The 16159-nt window shown below is 70.8% G+C and carries 7 protein-coding genes; 1 reads left to right on the top strand and 6 read right to left on the bottom strand.

The window, feature by feature from the left end; genetic code table 11:
* Window positions 1–53 precede the first annotated feature (53 nt).
* Window positions 54–4091 (bottom strand): hypothetical protein, encoded by a 4038-nt coding sequence (locus ACWEOZ_RS05385; protein WP_451909533.1) that lies wholly within the window; start codon window positions 4089–4091, stop codon window positions 54–56.
* 573 nt (window positions 4092–4664) lie between these two features.
* On the opposite strand from ACWEOZ_RS05385, the gene dnaB reads away from it, so the two are divergent.
* Window positions 4665–6107: a replicative DNA helicase gene (gene dnaB, locus ACWEOZ_RS05380; RefSeq protein ID WP_360546616.1), complete on the top strand. Its 1443-nt coding sequence runs from the start codon at window positions 4665–4667 to the stop codon at window positions 6105–6107.
* Here the strand turns inward: dnaB and ACWEOZ_RS05375 are convergent.
* From ACWEOZ_RS05375 to ACWEOZ_RS05355, 5 genes are read right to left on the bottom strand one after another with little or no spacing between them, the layout of a single operon-like run.
* The gene (locus tag ACWEOZ_RS05375; protein ID WP_451909532.1) at window positions 6104–6808 is read right to left on the bottom strand and encodes a hypothetical protein; all 705 of its coding nucleotides are present in this window, start codon (window positions 6806–6808) and stop codon (window positions 6104–6106) included. The two genes, dnaB and ACWEOZ_RS05375, sit on opposite strands and share 4 nt — an antisense overlap.
* A complete protein-coding gene (locus ACWEOZ_RS05370; RefSeq protein WP_451909531.1) occupies window positions 6801–7310 on the bottom strand; it encodes a hypothetical protein in 510 nt (169 codons plus the stop codon). Before ACWEOZ_RS05370 ends, ACWEOZ_RS05375 begins: the two co-directional genes overlap by 8 nt.
* Window positions 7297–15315, bottom strand: coding sequence for a toxin glutamine deamidase domain-containing protein (locus tag ACWEOZ_RS05365; RefSeq protein ID WP_451909530.1), 8019 nt, complete (start codon window positions 15313–15315; stop codon window positions 7297–7299). Before ACWEOZ_RS05365 ends, ACWEOZ_RS05370 begins: the two co-directional genes overlap by 14 nt.
* A complete protein-coding gene (locus tag ACWEOZ_RS05360; RefSeq protein ID WP_451909529.1) occupies window positions 15312–15644 on the bottom strand; it encodes a hypothetical protein in 333 nt (110 codons plus the stop codon). Before ACWEOZ_RS05360 ends, ACWEOZ_RS05365 begins: the two co-directional genes overlap by 4 nt.
* On the bottom strand, window positions 15637–16050 hold the full coding sequence (locus ACWEOZ_RS05355) for a YbaB/EbfC family nucleoid-associated protein (protein ID WP_451909528.1): 414 nt from the start codon (window positions 16048–16050) through the stop codon (window positions 15637–15639). The genes ACWEOZ_RS05360 and ACWEOZ_RS05355 overlap by 8 nt, the downstream gene beginning before the upstream one ends.
* Between the last annotated feature and the right edge of the window lie 109 nt (window positions 16051–16159).

The raw sequence follows: 16159 nt of genomic DNA, 5'->3' as shown, positions 1-16159 counted from the left end.
GCGCTCTGTCGTTTCAGCTGGTCGTGCGTCGGAGCTGGGCTGGTTTTTGCTCGTCAGCTGAGGGATTGACCGGTGATGGCAGAGGTCAGCACCGTCGCCAGGCCGCCGCCCATCACTGCGGCGGCGAGACCGACACTGGCGGCCTTCCAGGAGCCGCTGGCCCAGCGCAGGCCCACCGCCACGAGCATGCTCAGCACCAGGGACAGGCCGAACTGCGGGGCGGCGCCGGCCAGGGTGTCGAGTGCGTGCGCCTGCTGGCTGCCGTTGAGCACGAGCATGTAGAGCACGAAGAGGACGACTGGCACGCCGTACCAGACGACCGTGTAACCCACGGCCGCGAGGGGACCGCCGGTGTCCTCCTCGAATTCCTCATCCGGTTCGAGCAGGTCGTTCTGCCGCGCCGACGGCGACGGCAGCGTGCTGACCGGGCGCCGCTCGTAGGTGCCGGCGGCCGAAGCCACAGCACCGCGCGGCGGCCACTGGGTGTCCGGCGGATCCTGCCACCGTGCCCCCGTACGTTGGATGACCTCCGTGGCGCCTTCGGCGGCCGAGTTGGCGGCCGGCACCTTCACCGAAGCCGCCACACCGTTCTTGGACGGCGGCCGGAACGGCACGAAGTCAGCCGTGCTGATCCGCCGCGACTCGCCGTCGGCCAGGTCGCTGTCGGCACTGAGATCGCGCCGCCAGTCCCCGGTGCTGTGCTCGCGGTAGGTCGCCGAGCCACGGCCGGGACCCTCGGCCTCAGCTTCCCGCCACGCCCCCGGCTCGCGGGGGCGGATCTCGGTCGCCGCGTCGCTGACCAGCGGCGGCTCGCCCTGTTCGGCGCGCAGCTGGTTCCGCCAGGCGTCGGTGCGGGCGGCGGCCTGGGCATCGGCCCGCCAGGCACCGGGCTGGGACGACACCGGCGCGGCCGCCGTGCCGGACACAGGACGCGTGGGTGTGCCGCCGTCGCGGCGCAGCGAGTCGGGTCCTGGCACGGACGCAGCGCCGCGGGGCCGCTGGTCCGGCGGCGCGGACGTCGGATCGACATCACGCTGCCAGGCGGCGGGCTGGGCCGACACCGGTGCGTCGCGGTCCCAGGCGCCGGGCGGGGTCGATACGGGCATGTCCCGCTCGCGGTCCCAGGTGCTCGGCTGCGCCGAGACGGGCATGTTGCCGTCGCGCTGTCGCGTCAGGGACTGCGGGGGGATCGGGCTGGTGGGTGGTTCGCCGTCGCGGCGCCAGACCTCGGGGTCGAGCGGTGGTTCCGCACTCGCCGTCAGTTGCAGACGCGTCGAACGCGGCTCGGCCGTGCGACGCCGGCCACCCCGGTCCTCTTCGGCCGGCTCACTGCGGAAGCGCGCGGACGCGTCCCGGTCACGGCGGGAGACCGCGTCGCGACTTTCGATGGCGCGTCGGCCACCGCCGTCACCGCGATCGTCGTCGCGGGGACCTCGGCGGGAGCCTCGGTCATCGTCCTCGTCTTCCTCGTCCTCGAGCTCCTGGCGGTGCCACTGGCCGGTGTCGCTGTCGCGCAGCCACACGTCCGACTCAGGGTCCCGCTGCCAGGCGCCGGACGCGAGTTCCTGCTGCCAGCTGGTGTCACGTTCGCGACGACGGCCCCGGTCCGCGTACTCCCGGGGGGCTTCCGGTCCGCGCTCGAACTCCGGGCGTGACCGTCCGCGCGGTCCTTCCGGGCCGCGGGGGATGCCGCCTGTGCGCTGGCCGCCCTCGACGCCGCGGCGGGGTTCCGGGCCACGCGGCGCGTCGACGTCGCGCCGGTCCCGGCTGCGACGGGGCTCCGGGCCGCGGGGGGCTTCGAAGTCACGCGGCGGCTCGGCTCCGCGCCACGGCTGCCCGCCTGGCTCGGCTCCGCGCCACGGCTCCGGTCCCGGTTCGGGGGCGCGGTAGGCGTCCTGGCCGCGACGAGGACCGGGGCCTGCATCGGGCTCGCGGTAGGGATCTTGGCCGCGGCGGGGCTCGGGGCCGGCTTCGGGAGCGCGGTAGGGCTCCTGGCCGCGGCGTGGGTCGGAACCGGGCCAGCGCTCGATCTCACCACCGCGCGGCGGCGCCGGAGTCTGGAAGGCCTGCGGCGCCTCGATCTCGCGACGCCGGGGTGCCGCGTCGGCGCCACGGCCGTTCGGGGTGCCTTGTTGCCAGGAGCCGGTGTCGGTCCGCCCGACTTCCGGTCCGCGCTGCCAGCTGCCGGTGTCGGTGCGGCCGGGTTCGGCTCCGCGCTGCCAGGAGCCGGTGTCGGTGCGGCCGTTGTCCGGTTCGCGCTGCCACGAGCCGGTGTCGGTGCGGCCGGTTTCGGGTCCGCGTTGCCAAGAGCCGGTGTCGGTGCGGCCGGTCTCCGGTCCGCCCTGCCAGGAGCCGGTGTCGGGGCGACCCGGCTTGACTCCGCGCTGCCAGGAGCCCGTATCCGTGCGGCCGGTTTCGGGTCCACGCTGCCAGGAGCCGGCGTCTGTGCGGCCGTTGTCCGGTTCGCGCTGCCACGAGCCGGTGTCGGTGCGGCCGGATTCCGGTCCTTGTCGCCACGAACCCGTGTCGGTGCGGCCGTTGTCCTGCTCGCGCTGCCAGGAGCCCGGCTCGATCCGGCTCTGGCGGCTCCCGATCTCGGGTTCGCGCTGCCACGAGCCGGTGTCGGTGCGGCCGGTCTCCGTGCCGCGCTGCCACGAGCCGCTGTCGCCGTTCACACCCGGTTCGCTGCGGCCCCGGCGGCCGGTGGTGTCGGCGTCGCGCTGCCAGCTGCCGGTGTCCGTACGGCTCTGCCAGCTGTCCGAGTCGCGGTCACGGGGCTGCAGAGGCAGCGGGATGACGCCCGTCTCGGCGGCACTCTGCGCCCACGGGTCGACCGCTGGGCCGGGCTCCGGATCGCGGCGCCAGGAGCCGGTGTCGCGCCAGCCGTCGGCGCGGGCCTCGTCGCCGCTGCGCCAGCCCTCGGCCGCCGGTGGCGTGCGCCAGCTGTCCGTGCGGGGCTGGTCGGGGCGGGCCTCGGTGCGGGCCTGGTCAGCGCTGCGCCAGCTGTCGGTCGCCGGCGGGCTGCTCTGCCAGCTGCTCGTGGTGGTGCTCGTGCGCCAGCCGTCCGGCGCCGGCGGTTCGGTGCTGCCGCGACGCCAGCTCGGTGCGTCGGTGGTCGCGGGGTCCTGGAACGCGGGCATGCTGCCGGTGTCGGTGTGCCCCGCCCAGTTGTCGGCTTCGGAACGGGCCGTCCACCCCGTACCCCCGCTTGTGCGAGAGCCCACATCGGGGGCCCGGCGGCGCCCCACCTGGGGCGGGCCGTCGGCCGGTCGCGTCTGTCCGGCGGCCGATTCGCGCCAGGCCGCGCGGTCGTCCTCGCGGACGAGGTGCCGGCCGTCGTCGGCCGGTGCCGACCAGCTGCCGGAGTGTGACGTCGGGGCGCTCGGCTGGGGGGTCTGCCAGCTCTCGGCCGGCCGCGCGGGCTCCCGCCACGACGGCTCCGCCGCGGGCCGGGACGGCTCGGCGAAGGCCTGCCAGCTCGGGCGGCTGTCCCAGGACGGCCGCGCGTCGGGCTGCCGGGGCGGCGGTGCGTCGGCGGGCTGCCACGACGGGGTGGCGCTGGAGCTGGAGGACGTGAACTGCTGCCACGCCGGCCGGTCCTCGCCGCGCGCCGACTCCCACGGTGGGGTCGCGCTGGGCTGACTCTGCCGGGGCTCTCCGGGCTGCTGCCACGAGGGGGTGGCGTCCGGGGGCTGCCAGCTCGGGGTCGAGCCGGGCTGGTCGTCGGTCGCGGGAGTCGGCCACGCCGTGCCGGAGATGGCCGGGAGCCGGGTCGGGGCTTCCGCCTGCGGCGGGATGACGGCGTCGGCGTCGCCGCTCTGCCAGGCCTCTGTGGTCGTGCGCCAGCCGTGCGTGCCCGAAGCGGAACGCCACTCGGTCGTCTGCCGCCAGCGGGCGCTCTCCGCGGTGGAGCGCCATTCGGAAGTCTGGGTGCGCCAGCCGACGCCTTCGGCCGGCAATGCGGGACGGCCGGTCGCCGCCACGTCGGACCAGCGACTCACCGTGCCCGAGGACTCACCCGGTGTCTCGGGATTCTGCGCCCAGGCGTCGGCCCGCAGGGACCAAGCCACAGCCTCGGGAATCGGCTGCATGCTGCCCGTGTCGGCCGGCGAGCCGGTGCCCCACACGGTGGCCCCAGGCTCCGCTTTAGCGGACGAATCGGGATCTTCCGGGCGGTTTGTGGGTGTCCAGGAGTCCGGCGCGCTCCTTTCGCGCGGCAGGCGGGCTCCGTAGTCCCACTCCCGTTGGTCCACCAGAAAAGCGTGACGTGCGCGCGTCCGATCTGCAATGTCTTGGGACGACAGCTTGCTCACGATGGCGTTCTTTTTATCTCTCCACACGGTGGGGACGACAAAAGTGCTGCTCAGATGGGCGCGCCTCCCGAGATCCCCAGGGGTTGTACACAGGCTGTGCACAGGGCCGCGCACAGGAGGAGGCGGGTTGTCCACAGGTTGTCCCGAGGCTCGTCCACCGGCCTGCTTGGGTCTGTGACGTGCGGCTTCGTATGGTTACCGGCGCCGGATCAGGTCCTCTTCGTGGCCTGGGCCGACTTTTCCGGTGAATCTGTGGTCCCCGTCACTCCTCGGGGGACCTGCTCACCCGAAAGTGTCGTACCCGGGCTGTTTGATCACGGAGCAGGAACGACGATGAAGGGGTAGGTCGGCATGTCGATCACCGACGACGCACGACCCGATTCCCGGCCGCAGTCATCGCCAGGAGGCAAGCCCTCCGGTGGCCGCCCGCCAGGCGCCGGTGGACCGCCGCCCCAGACCGGCGGCTTCGACAAGTCGCCGCCGCAGGACATCGCCGCGGAGCAGAGCGTGCTCGGTGGCATGCTGCTCTCCAAGGACGCGATCGCCGACGTCGTCGAGATCCTCAAGTCCCACGACTTCTACCGTCCGGTCCACGCGACCGTCTTCGACACGATCCTCGAGCTCTACGGCCGCGGCGAGCCGGCCGACGGCGTCACCGTCGCGGCGGCCCTGTCCGACTCCGGCGACCTGCAGCGCATCGGCGGCGTGCCCTACCTGCACACCCTCATCGAGAGCGTGCCGACCGCGGCCAACGCCTCCTATTACGCCCGCATCGTCTCCGAGCGCGCCGTGCTGCGCCGCCTCGTCGAGGCGGGCACCAAAATCACCCAATTGGGGTACGGCACGGGCGGCAACGGCGGCATGGACGTCGACGACATCGTCGACCTCGCCCAGCAGGCTGTGTACGACGTGACCGAGCGCCGGGTCTCCGAGGACTTCGCGGTGCTGGCCGACATGCTCCAGCCCACCCTCGACGAGATCGAGGCGGTCGGTGCCACCAACGGCATGATGACCGGCGTACCGACCGGCTTCTCCGACCTGGACCGGCTGCTCAACGGCCTGCACGCCGGTCAGCTGATCATCGTCGCCGGCCGTCCGGGTCTGGGTAAGTCGACCGCGTCGATGGACTTCGCGCGCAACGCGGCCATCCGGGCGAACTGCGCCAGCGCCATCTTCTCCCTGGAAATGAGCAAGATCGAGATCGTCATGCGTCTGCTGTCGGCGGAGGCCAGGGTGCCGCTGCACGTGCTGCGCTCCGGCCAGCTGTCGGACGACGACTGGACCAAGCTGGCCCGCCGGATGGGCGAGATCAGCGAGGCCCCGATCTTCGTCGACGACACCCCGAGCATGAACCTGATGGAGATCCGGGCGAAGGCCCGCCGCCTCAAGCAGCGCCACAACCTGAAACTCATCGTGGTCGACTACCTCCAGCTGATGTCCTCGCCGAAAAAGACGGAGAGCCGCCAGCAGGAGGTCGCGGAGCTGTCCCGAGGCCTGAAGCTGCTGGCCAAGGAGGTCGAATGCCCGGTGATCGCGGTGAGCCAGCTGAACCGTGGCCCGGAGCAGCGCACCGACAAGCGCCCCCAGCTGTCCGACCTGCGTGAGTCCGGCTCGATCGAGCAGGACGCCGACGTGGTGATCCTGCTGCACCGCGACGACTACTACGACAAGGAGTCCCCGCGAGCGGGCGAGGCGGACTTCATCGTGGCCAAGCACCGAAACGGCCCGACGGACACGGTGACGGTGGCAGCACAACTGCACCTGTCCCGCTTCGTCGACATGGCGATCGTCTAGCGCGGCTCTACGACGTAGGGGGTGCCGGGCTCGGCCGGCGCGCGATACAGCGGGGACTGGCCGAGCACGGTGAGCCGCAGCGGCCGCGCGTCGACCCAGAGGCTGTAGAGCTCCCGGGACCCCCCGACAGCGACGTTGGCGGTCCGGGTGACACGGTCGGCCAGGTCCCAGTTCTGGTCCGTCAGAAGCTCGCTGACGCGGTCCAGGGCGTCGGCGGGCGGCAGATCGCCGATGCTCGCGTCGACCGTGACTTCGAAGCCGTAGCTTTCTTCGCTCCAGTCCACAGATGCCGCCGACCGGCGCAGCGGTCCCTGGTCGGCCGAGACTGAGATGTCCCGGCCAGGGAAGGCCGCGGTCAGGAGCTGGACCAGGTATGTCCGGAAGCTTCGGTGCGCCTCTTCGACTGCACGAACCATCTCCGGCCAGGAAGGCGGAAGGACCCGCTCCCGGGGCCGAGGGCGAACCGGAAGCGGAACGCCATCGACGAAGTGGCGCTGCTTGAACTCTTCCCAGGTGGGCACGCCGGTGGGGCGGGTCGCGTGGACGCCGGAGGTGACTTCGACTTCATAGATGACGCCGGCGCGGGTCATGGCGGCTTCGGCCAGCTGTGTCGCTGTAGGTGCGCTTATAGATGAAGAAGGCGGCCGGGGATCGCCGTACGCCTCGCCGTACAGGTGAAGGCTTTGCCCCTGCTCAGGCATCGCCCATCTCTGTCCGTAGGACGAAGCCGTTCCACTTGTCCTCGTCCCAGTCGTAGATCGTCGTGCCCTGCGCGAACTCGGCAGTGCCGGCCCCGGGCAGCGCGGCCCGCAGCAGCACGTCGTCGTCATGCACATGGATCACGGCCAAGTCGGCGGAAGTCGCCAGCGCCTGGAAAACAGCGGTCGCGGCGAGCTCCTCGATGTCGGCGCCGGTCGTCGGCTCCACGCGGCGGCCACCGGCCTGCCACAGCCGCAGCTCCACGTCGTAGGCGTCCGGCGCCTCGAACTCGCCGTCGGGCCGGAACGCCGCCTCGGAGTTGTGCGCGACGACGGGGCCGCCGAACTCACCGTCGACGCCCGGCACCAGACGGGCGGTGTCGACGAGCAGCCAGACCTGCTGGTCGCGTACCTCGGTGCGGCCGCCGATCAGCTTGGCCACGAACCCGGCGACCTCCGCCGGCGAGCCGTCGGTCCGGACGAAAAGCTGCTCACGCACTGACATTGATGCCTCCCGTGTCACCACGCCACACGACAGAACCTCCGTCACCCGTAAAGACGATCATGCGCTGCTCAGGCCGTACCTCGCGCCCCTGCTGCCGCCAGAAACCGAGCGCGCGCCGAATCCCCCGCACGGCCGCGTCGATCGTCAGCCCGACGTCCCGGCCGTCGACCACCGCCACGGTGATCCGCGGATCCTGCCCGAACGGCTCACGCAGGCGCTTCTCGACCCGCCGGGAGAAATCCGCATCCTTGCGGTCGGCTTTCAGGTCCGGATCCAACCGCTTGAGATCACCGTACGAGCCGACGTCGGTGCTGTCGGTCCGCAGGAGAACATCGGGGTTACCGAGGCCGTCCGAACGTCCGTGAGCGGCCTCGAGAGCCCGGACGTCGAAGCTCTGGCCGAGGCGTTCGGCCTGGCGGCGTTCGTGCTCGTACTCGAAAAGCTCCAGGTAGTGGGCGCCGATGGCGAAGTCGTCGCCGAGGGCGCCCTGCAGCTGGCCGACCAGGCCGTTGATCACCACGGGGCCGGCGTTGGTGGGCAAGCTTTCGCCGGAGACCGGCGTCTCGGAGGTCAGATCCGGCTCGTCGCTTCGCTCTCCTGGAACATCTCCAGAAGCATCCGTTCCTTCGGAAGTTTCGACTGCAGGGCCACCCAGGCGATCTGTTCCGCTTTCGCGTGGTTCGGCGGCCGAGTCATCGTCCGTCGGATCGTCCTGAGAGCGTCCCGGACCTGATGCTTGCGGAACCGGTCCGGCCGGCGACTCGGGAAGCGGGCGCGGGTCGGCTACTGGCGCGGCGGACCGAAGTCCCAACCCATCTTCTGGCCCTCGTCGAGCATCTCCAGGAGCGTCTGCTCCGTCGGCAACTCCGCCTTGAGGATTTCCCGGGCGACTTGCTCTGCTTCGGTTCGATTCAGTGGCCGGATTCTCTCTTGGTAGCTCGGGTCGAACAGGAATGTCGCCGCTATCGCGGGAGCGTAGATCCACGCTTTCCGCGGCACGCTCCACATCACTGCTCGCAATGCGTGGTAATTCTGCACCTCGTAAGCGACCAGGCTCGTCACTGCGCCCGACATGTCGGACTTCAGGATTGCCTGATAGCCGAACTCCGTGTCGGTCATCTTCATCCGATCCGTCGCTTTCGAAAACTTCTGCCAAGGTCAGGCCGTTCCGTTCGAGAATTCTATCGAACGTTGAACCCTCGGCGCGGAGGTCACCAAGATATTTATTCCACTGTGTATCCGTCGATCGGATCCAAGTGCCGAATGTCGAGTCGACATCCTTCCAAACTCCGAGGCGCATGTCCCTCAGAGCATCGATGCCGCTCGGCTGCTTCTCGTCAATACCTTCTCGGATATTAATGGCGAGAATTCGAAGGAAAGCATCTACGCGCGCTGGGTACGGAGCGAAATTGTGCCGCAGTACCTCGTACAGTTCGTGGGTGAGCTCGCTCACCGCTCGTGACGCCTCAGTCGGGAACTGCAGCTCGAAAACGACTCCAGTTGGGTCGGTAACGGTGACGTTCAAACCGTTGTGCCGCCCGCCACCACCCCAGAAGTTGACTATCTTTCTAATGTTGTGGCCACGACTCCCCAGATCGGCAATGGCGGCCGCCGCGTGTAAGTGATAATCCTGCTCGTGCAGCTGAATCGAGAAGCGCACCCTGTCCTTGGTGTCTTTCAAGAACTGGCCGGGAGGGGTTTCCTCCGCCTCGAATTCGGCCGCGAAGGCACGAGCAAGCGAGGACTTCGTCTTGTAGGAGTTCTCGACGCCGACGAGTTGCGCAGCACCGTCGCCGAAGGCGTCATTGATCGACGCGACCACCTCTTCGAGGGTCACCTGCAGCCGGGCGGCGTCCTTCATGGCGTGGTCGACGGACTTTTCAATGATCTCTCTGTGATCCGGCTCCAGCGCCGCCAGCTGGCGGCGCTCAGCCTCGCGGGGATCGAAGTCCTCGGCGACCATCTCGGATACCGGAATTCGCCGGGGTTGGGTCCCGCTGGTGCTCGTCAGCGACTCGTCGCCAGGGGCTACGGGCGAGGCGGGCCGAGGGTCCAGCCCATCCGTTCGCCCTCCTTGCACATCGCTCGGAGCGTTTGCTCGCTCGGGAGTTCCGTCTGAAGGATCTCCACTGCGATCTGTTCCGCCGCGGGCCGACTCACCTGTCGCCGGCGTTCCTGGTACTTGTCGTCGTACAGGATCGGCACCGCCAGCCCCGGTGCGCTGATCCAGGCTCTCCGCGGGACGCTCCAGATCACCGCTTGGAACGGATTGTCCAGCAGCACCTGGTAGGCGACCAGGCTCGTCACCGTTCCTGAGAGGTCGGATCGCAGGATCGCCTGATAGCCGAACATCATCTTCATCCAGGTCGGTGAGCGGTCCAACCTCGGTTGCATCGCTCTGCTCATGCACTGGCCGCTGTGGAGTGTGGCCATCAGGATCGGCCCCTTGAGGGCCGACACGGCTTGCCTGTCCATCGTCAGCCGGATCGGCGGGAGTTGCGCCCGTCGGCTCCAGGGACGACCGGCTCCACAGGCCGGCCTCGTGGTACGGCAGCGGCGCCGGCCGGCCCAGCCCGTCCACCACCACCGCGTCCATCGAGATCACGTTGCCGTCGTTCTTCGCTCCCGTGTGGGAGTACAACGGGGCTTCTTCCGACAGCCGGCCTGTTTGCGGGTCCAGGAAAAGTATCGTGCCGTTCTGGTTCACCGCCGCCCATGCGTGGGCCGTGCCTTCCTCCGAGTCCGTCACGATGAAGGCGAAAGCGCCGTGGCCCGCGTTGTACAAATGGTTGTGCAGGTTTGTCATGGCCGTGTCCACAGCCTGTTTCGCCTGCTGCGGGTCCAGACCACCCACGTATGGGCAAAGCCCCTGGAATTCGCCGCCGACGGTGTCCTCGATGCGGGCCAGACCTCGGTCCTCCGCACCCAATGGACGTGCCGGGTCGCCGTACGCGTATGAATCGAATGTGCGCGGCGCCGAGACGCGGGGGCGACCATGCACATAGGTTTCATACAGCGACAGCACGCCGTCCACGCAATTGATGCCGCGGGTCGGGTCCGCGGCCGGGCCGCCGTCGTTCGCCAGGCCGAACCATTTCCCCTGCCGGGGATCGGCCGTCCGCACCACCCGGCCGTCCGCATCGCGCGGCATGGCATTTTCCAGATCAACCTGATGTACGGCGAGAGGCGCGCGCAACCCGCCCCGTTTCCCGTACGGGCGACTCTGGTCGACCGGCAGCGGATGGCCGTCGCCGGTCAGCGCCGACTGGTCCCCCGTTTCGACCCCGCCCAGCGCCATCGTGCCGACGTCGTCGTTGATGCGCACCCAGTCCGCCGGCTCGACCTCGACCCGTTCGGGCGCGAACTCCCCGGCCAGCACCTGCCGGGCCTTGAGCTCCAGGTCGTCGGCGTCCTCGCTGGTACGCCGCGCCTCGGCCCGCAGATGCTCACCGCGCAGCGTGGACCCCGACGCCAGGGCGGCATCCGCCTGCATGCCCAGGTCGAGCACCTTGGTGCGCTGCCCATCAGCGATCCGCACCAGATAGTCGGCGTACTCGGCGCGCCGGTTGTCCTCTTGCGTGGCGCGCGCATGCTCCATGTATTCGCGGTACGACTTCCGTTCCCGCGCGTCCTGCTCGGCCAGCCGCACCTGCTCCAGCCGTTCGGCCCGCTCGGGGTCGATCCCGGCCGTCTGATCCGGCGTACCGGAATGCAGCGCCTCGTCGATCGGTGAGTTCGGATCGGTGGAGTTGGGATCGGTGGAGTTCGGCGTGCGGTCGAGCGTCGGTGGCCGGTCGTCGCGGGGAGCCAGGGCCTCCGCGATGCGGTCCACCGGCGCAGGTCTCGGGGCCAAGGCCTCGGCGATGCGGTCGACCGGGCGGCGCGGCGACGGGATCGGGTTGGGCGCGGGCCGGGGCGTGACGGACGGCTCCGGGGTCGACGGCGTCGGGCCGGGCCGCGGATCGGGTTCCGGCCGCGGATCGAACGGCGTAACCGGCTCGGCCTGGCTGACCCGGCCGAGGTCGTCCGCCAGCAGGGCATCGGGCGTCTCATCCCGGGGAGCAGGCGTGGGCTCAACAAGATCGGGAGCGGGCGAAGGCGCCGGGGTGGCGAGCAGCCGAGGCGCCGGCACAGGATCGGGTGCAGGTGCTGGTGGCGTCGCCTGGTCCGGGTTCGGCGAAGGCGCAAGGTCCGGAGCAGGCGATGGCCCGGGTGCAGTCGTGACGGCGGACCAAGGCGACGGATCAGGCCCAGGCCCAGGTGAGGGCGCGGGTGGAAGGTCAGGCCCAGGCGAGAGGTCAGGCGCGGGCGAAGGCGCCGGAGCCGGCGTCGGGAAAGGCGACGGTGCAGGTGAGGGCGGCGGAACGGGCGAAGGCGGCGGCGCAGGTGAGGGCGCGGGCGAAGGCGCCGGGCGAGGCGTCGGCGAAGGCGTAGGCCCGGGCGTCGGCGAGGGCGACGGGAAAGGACCAGGTGCCGGCGACGGAGCAGGCTGCTGCTGGTACGCCGACGAGTAGTAGACAGGCGCCGGCCGCGGAGGCGGAGGCGGCAGCGTCGTCTGCCTGGGCCGCCACAGCCCATCCGGCCTCCCGTTGAACGGCATCGGGTTCCCCCGCCCGTCCACCACCAGCGCGTCCAGCGCCACCACGTTCGCCGTGTCCGGACGGCCGAGGTGGCCGTACAAGCTGGTGCCCGGCGGTGCGACCAGGCCCGATTGCGGGTCCACGAACAGGATCTGGCCGTTCTGGTTGACCGCCGCCCACGCGTGCGCCGAGCCCCCCTCCCAAGCGTTGACCAGGAACGCGAACGAGCCGTGCCCACCCGCCAGCAGCTGCGCGGACACGTCGCCCAGCGCCTGCTGGATCTTCTGGCCCGCGACCGCCGGGTGGTCGCCGCCGACACCCGCGCACAGTGACTGGAACCGGCCGCCGGTCGCGTGCTCGACGCGTTCCGGGCCGGTGTCCTCGCCGTACAGCGGTTTTGTCGAGTCGCCGTCCGCGTAGCCGTCGAACGTTCGCGGCGCCGACACGCGGGGGCGGCCGTGCACGTACGTGTCGAAAAACGACAGCACGCAGTCCTGGCAGTTGATCCCGCGCGTCGGGTCAGCCTTGGAGCCACCGTCGTTGACCAGCTGGAAGTACGGCGCGCGCGGGTCGGCACCGCGTACCGGATCGCCGTTGCCGTCGCGGGGGACCGCGCTTTCCAGGTCGACCTGGTGTTGAGCGAGCGGCTCGCGCAGGCCCGCCCTCGTCCCGTAGGGCCGGGTCGCGTCGATCGGCGGCGGATGATCGTTACCGGTGAGCATCGACCGGTTGCCGAATGTCACCGCGCCGCGCGCCACCCGGCCGCGGTCCTCGTTGGCCCGGTGCCAGTGCTGCGGCGCGACGTCGGTGATGGTTCCGGGCGGCGGCCGCCACGCCGGATTTTTGAGCGCCGCGGCCTGCGCCTCGGCCCGTTCGGCCTCCGCCGTCGCTACATCGACGTGAGCCTGGAAGTACGCCGCCAGGTGCGGATCGAACTTGAGGAAACGCGCAACCCGGGCAGATCGCCGAGCACTCCGGGCCCTGCGGCGCGCGCTATCCGCCTTGCCCTCGACCGCGTCGATCACTTCCTGACGGCGGTGCGTCGCATACGACTCGCGCAGCTCCCGCGCGTACCGGAAATAACCGTCCACTTCGGTCTCCACCGGCGCCGCCGCCGGCTGCGGCGGCAGACTGCGGCCGGGAGCAGCGCCGACCAGGACCGCCGCCGGATCCGTCGGGGTCGTGCTCAACCGCGACGGTACGTCCACAGCCCCGTCCCGGGGCCCGGGCACCTGCGGAGGTCGCGTGGCCGGGCTGCTCGGAGCCGGTACACCGGGATCGGTCCGCCCCGGCAGAACTCCTGTCCCGGTAGAACTGGCAGCCGGTGCCGAGACGTCAACGGTGGCCGTGCCACGAGCGACACCGACCGGCGAGGCGGGATTCCGCGGCGACGTGGAATTCGGATCGGTGCCGGCGGGCGTGCTGCCGTCAGGACTCGTCCGCGGCGGCGTGACACTCGGACCAGTGCCACCTGGGCCGGCGACGCTCGGGCCAGTGCCACCCGGGCCAGTGCTGCCTGGGCTGGTGACGTTGGGTCCCGTGCCACCCGGGCTGGTGATGGTCGGGGAGATGCCGGCCGGCGTCGGGTGGTTGCCGTTGCCGAGCGGGGAGTTCCCGGTCAGCGGAGAGCTCGCCGGGGTGAGGTTCGGCCGGTCGATCCCGGGACTCCGGGCGGGGGGCGTGGTCCCGTTGCTCGACGTGTCCGTCCCGAAGGGTGACCACGGACTGAGGCCACCAGCGGGCGTCGCGGAGCGAGGAACCGAGCTGACCGACGGCCCATTGCCCGACAAAGATCCGGTAGACCCACCGGCCGGACTTGCCGGGCCCGATGGGGCAGAGGACACCGACGGACCGGAGCCCGAGGTCACAGCCCCGGTCGACAAGGACCCGGCGCCGCCACCCGAGTAGCCGGTCGGAGCGGGAGAGCCGAGTCCACCGGGCGGGCCGGATCCCGCGAACGCGGCCGGAGTTCCCGAGCCGGCCGTCCCGCCCGGCGCGCCGGAGCCGCCGGCCCCACCAGGCGAAGCACCGACGTCGCCCCCTGGCGACGACGGCGCATCAACCACGGGCGCGAGGCTCGACAGGTTGACCCCACCGGACGGTGCAGGCGCCGAGTAGGACACCGAAGTCGCATCCGCCGAAACGGACACCGGCGAGGAGCCACTCGCCGATGCCGTCGGATCGGAGGAAACCGACAAGGGCGCGAACGTAGCCCCAGAACCCGAAGATCCGGCCGACGAGTGCCCGGCCGACGAGTCTCCGGCCGAGGAAGCGCCGTTCGAGGAACTTGCGGTCGAGGAAGCGTCACCGGAGGAGGCGCCGCCCGAGGAGGAGATCGGGGAGAACGCCGACGACAACGGCCCGTCCGTACCCCCGTCCCCCGTTGCAGATCCCGACGCCAGATCGACCGGCCCACTCGGCACCCCGAGATTGCCGACCTTGTCGGCCAGCCCGTCCGCGAAGCCCGACCGCCCACCGTCCATCAGCGACCCACTGGCCCCCGAACTGGCCGACTTGGCCACACTCTCCAGATCCGGCAGATCCCCGCTGACCGCAGCCCCGCCGAACTCCCCGAGCACCTCCGCGGCCATGCCGCGGGTCATCCCACCGCCGCCGTGGCCGCCCTTGCCGATGCCGGCCCCGCTGGCCGCGAACCCGCCCGCGAATCCGCCGGCCGCCGACATCCCGAGATCCCGTACGTCGAAGCCGTGCGCCCGACCGGTCGAGTTCTGGTACGCCTGGATCGCCCCGTTGGTGGCGATCTCTTCGCGCATCTCGTCGAAGCCCTCCTTGAAGGCTTCCTTGCCGAGCTTCTTCAGGCCGGCCTTGGTGGTCAGCTGCTTGGCCGCCCGCTGCCCGGCCTCCTTCAGCGTCTTCTTGATCGCCTTCTTGCTGAGCTGCTGGATCAGCCGCTTGAAGATCTGCTGAATGGCCAGCCGGGTCGCCGCGATCAGGCCGCCCGCTGCCGGGGACGCCGCACCCAGGGTCAGCGCCACGGCGACCGCCATGCCGATCAGCTCGATCAGGAACAGGCCGATCTCGATCCAGGCCTCGAGTTTGGCGCCCTCGATGTCGCAGCCGCATTCCTCGACCAGTTTGCCCAGCTCGTCGGCGATGGCCAGCAGCGAGTTGAGCGGCGCGTTCTCGTCCGCGGACAGCTGGTCCCAGGCGCCCTTGAAGGCCTGCGCGCCCGCTCCGCCGTACCCGGAGAGCACCTGGCCGGCCGCGTCGTAGGCCTCGTCGCGCGGTTCGGCCAGGCGTTGGGCGAGCGCGTACCAGCGGTCGGCGACGTCCCAGGTCGTCTTCTCGTTGCCTTCCGGCCAGTCGAAGCCGACCACCCATTCGAGCGCCTCGTACGCCCAGCCGGGCACGTCGAACGGCATGTAGTCGAGCGGGTGCGGGATGGGGCTGGGCAGGATCGTCACGAGCGGGTCCTGTACGTCCGCTCCACCTGGACGGCTGCGTGGTGGTCCGTCTCGGTGGCCTCACGGACCGTGTCGACCACCGCGTCGCCCAGGCCCTCGACGTACAGGCCGAGCTTCTCCCAGGCCAGCAGCACCTGCTGCTCGATCGGGCGGTAGTTGTTCTCGAAAGCCTGGCCGATCTCGTCGGCGCCCCAGGGGCGCTGGCCGCTGATGGCGGCCAGCTCGCCCCCGGCGCCGGAGCGCTCCGCGGTCAGGTGCTTGCCGGCCGCCGCCAGGTCGCGGCCGCCGTTCAGCACGCGGTCGGGGTCGAGCCTCAGTTCGTCAGGCATTGTCGTCCGCCTCGCGCATGATCGCGTCCTGGCGGCGCAGCAGTGAGCCGAAGTTGTTGTCCCGGATGAACTGCATCGGGCCCGAGTCGGCCGGCAGGTAGCCGGACATCATCTGCTGCACCTGCTCCGCCACCTGCGCGGCCGCCTTCTCCGTGGTCGCGACGATCTTGCGGCCGAGCTCGGCCGCGTCCATGTCACGGTAGATCCGCCGGTCCAGGCGCAGGTCGATCAGCTGGCCCCGGGGGCCCACCGTGGCGCGGATCAGGCCGTCCTCGGACTCCGCGGTGACCTGCAGTTCCGCCAGCCGCCGCTGGATGTCGTCCATTCCGGACCGGAGCCGCTGGTACTGCCCGTACACGTCGTCGAAGCGCGCTCGCAGCGCGTGGTTGGCATCGCGATCCGCCATGTCCGCCACGGTCGTCCTCCCCCGGCACCCGACCATCGATCGAGGTGACCCTACCGGGCGGCGCGACGCGTCGTGGTCCGGTAGTTTCACCTCCGCACACGGATGCGGG

This window comes from Actinoplanes sp. NPDC004185 (assembly GCF_053603475.1).
This window is presented reverse-complemented; position numbering and strand designations above follow the sequence as displayed.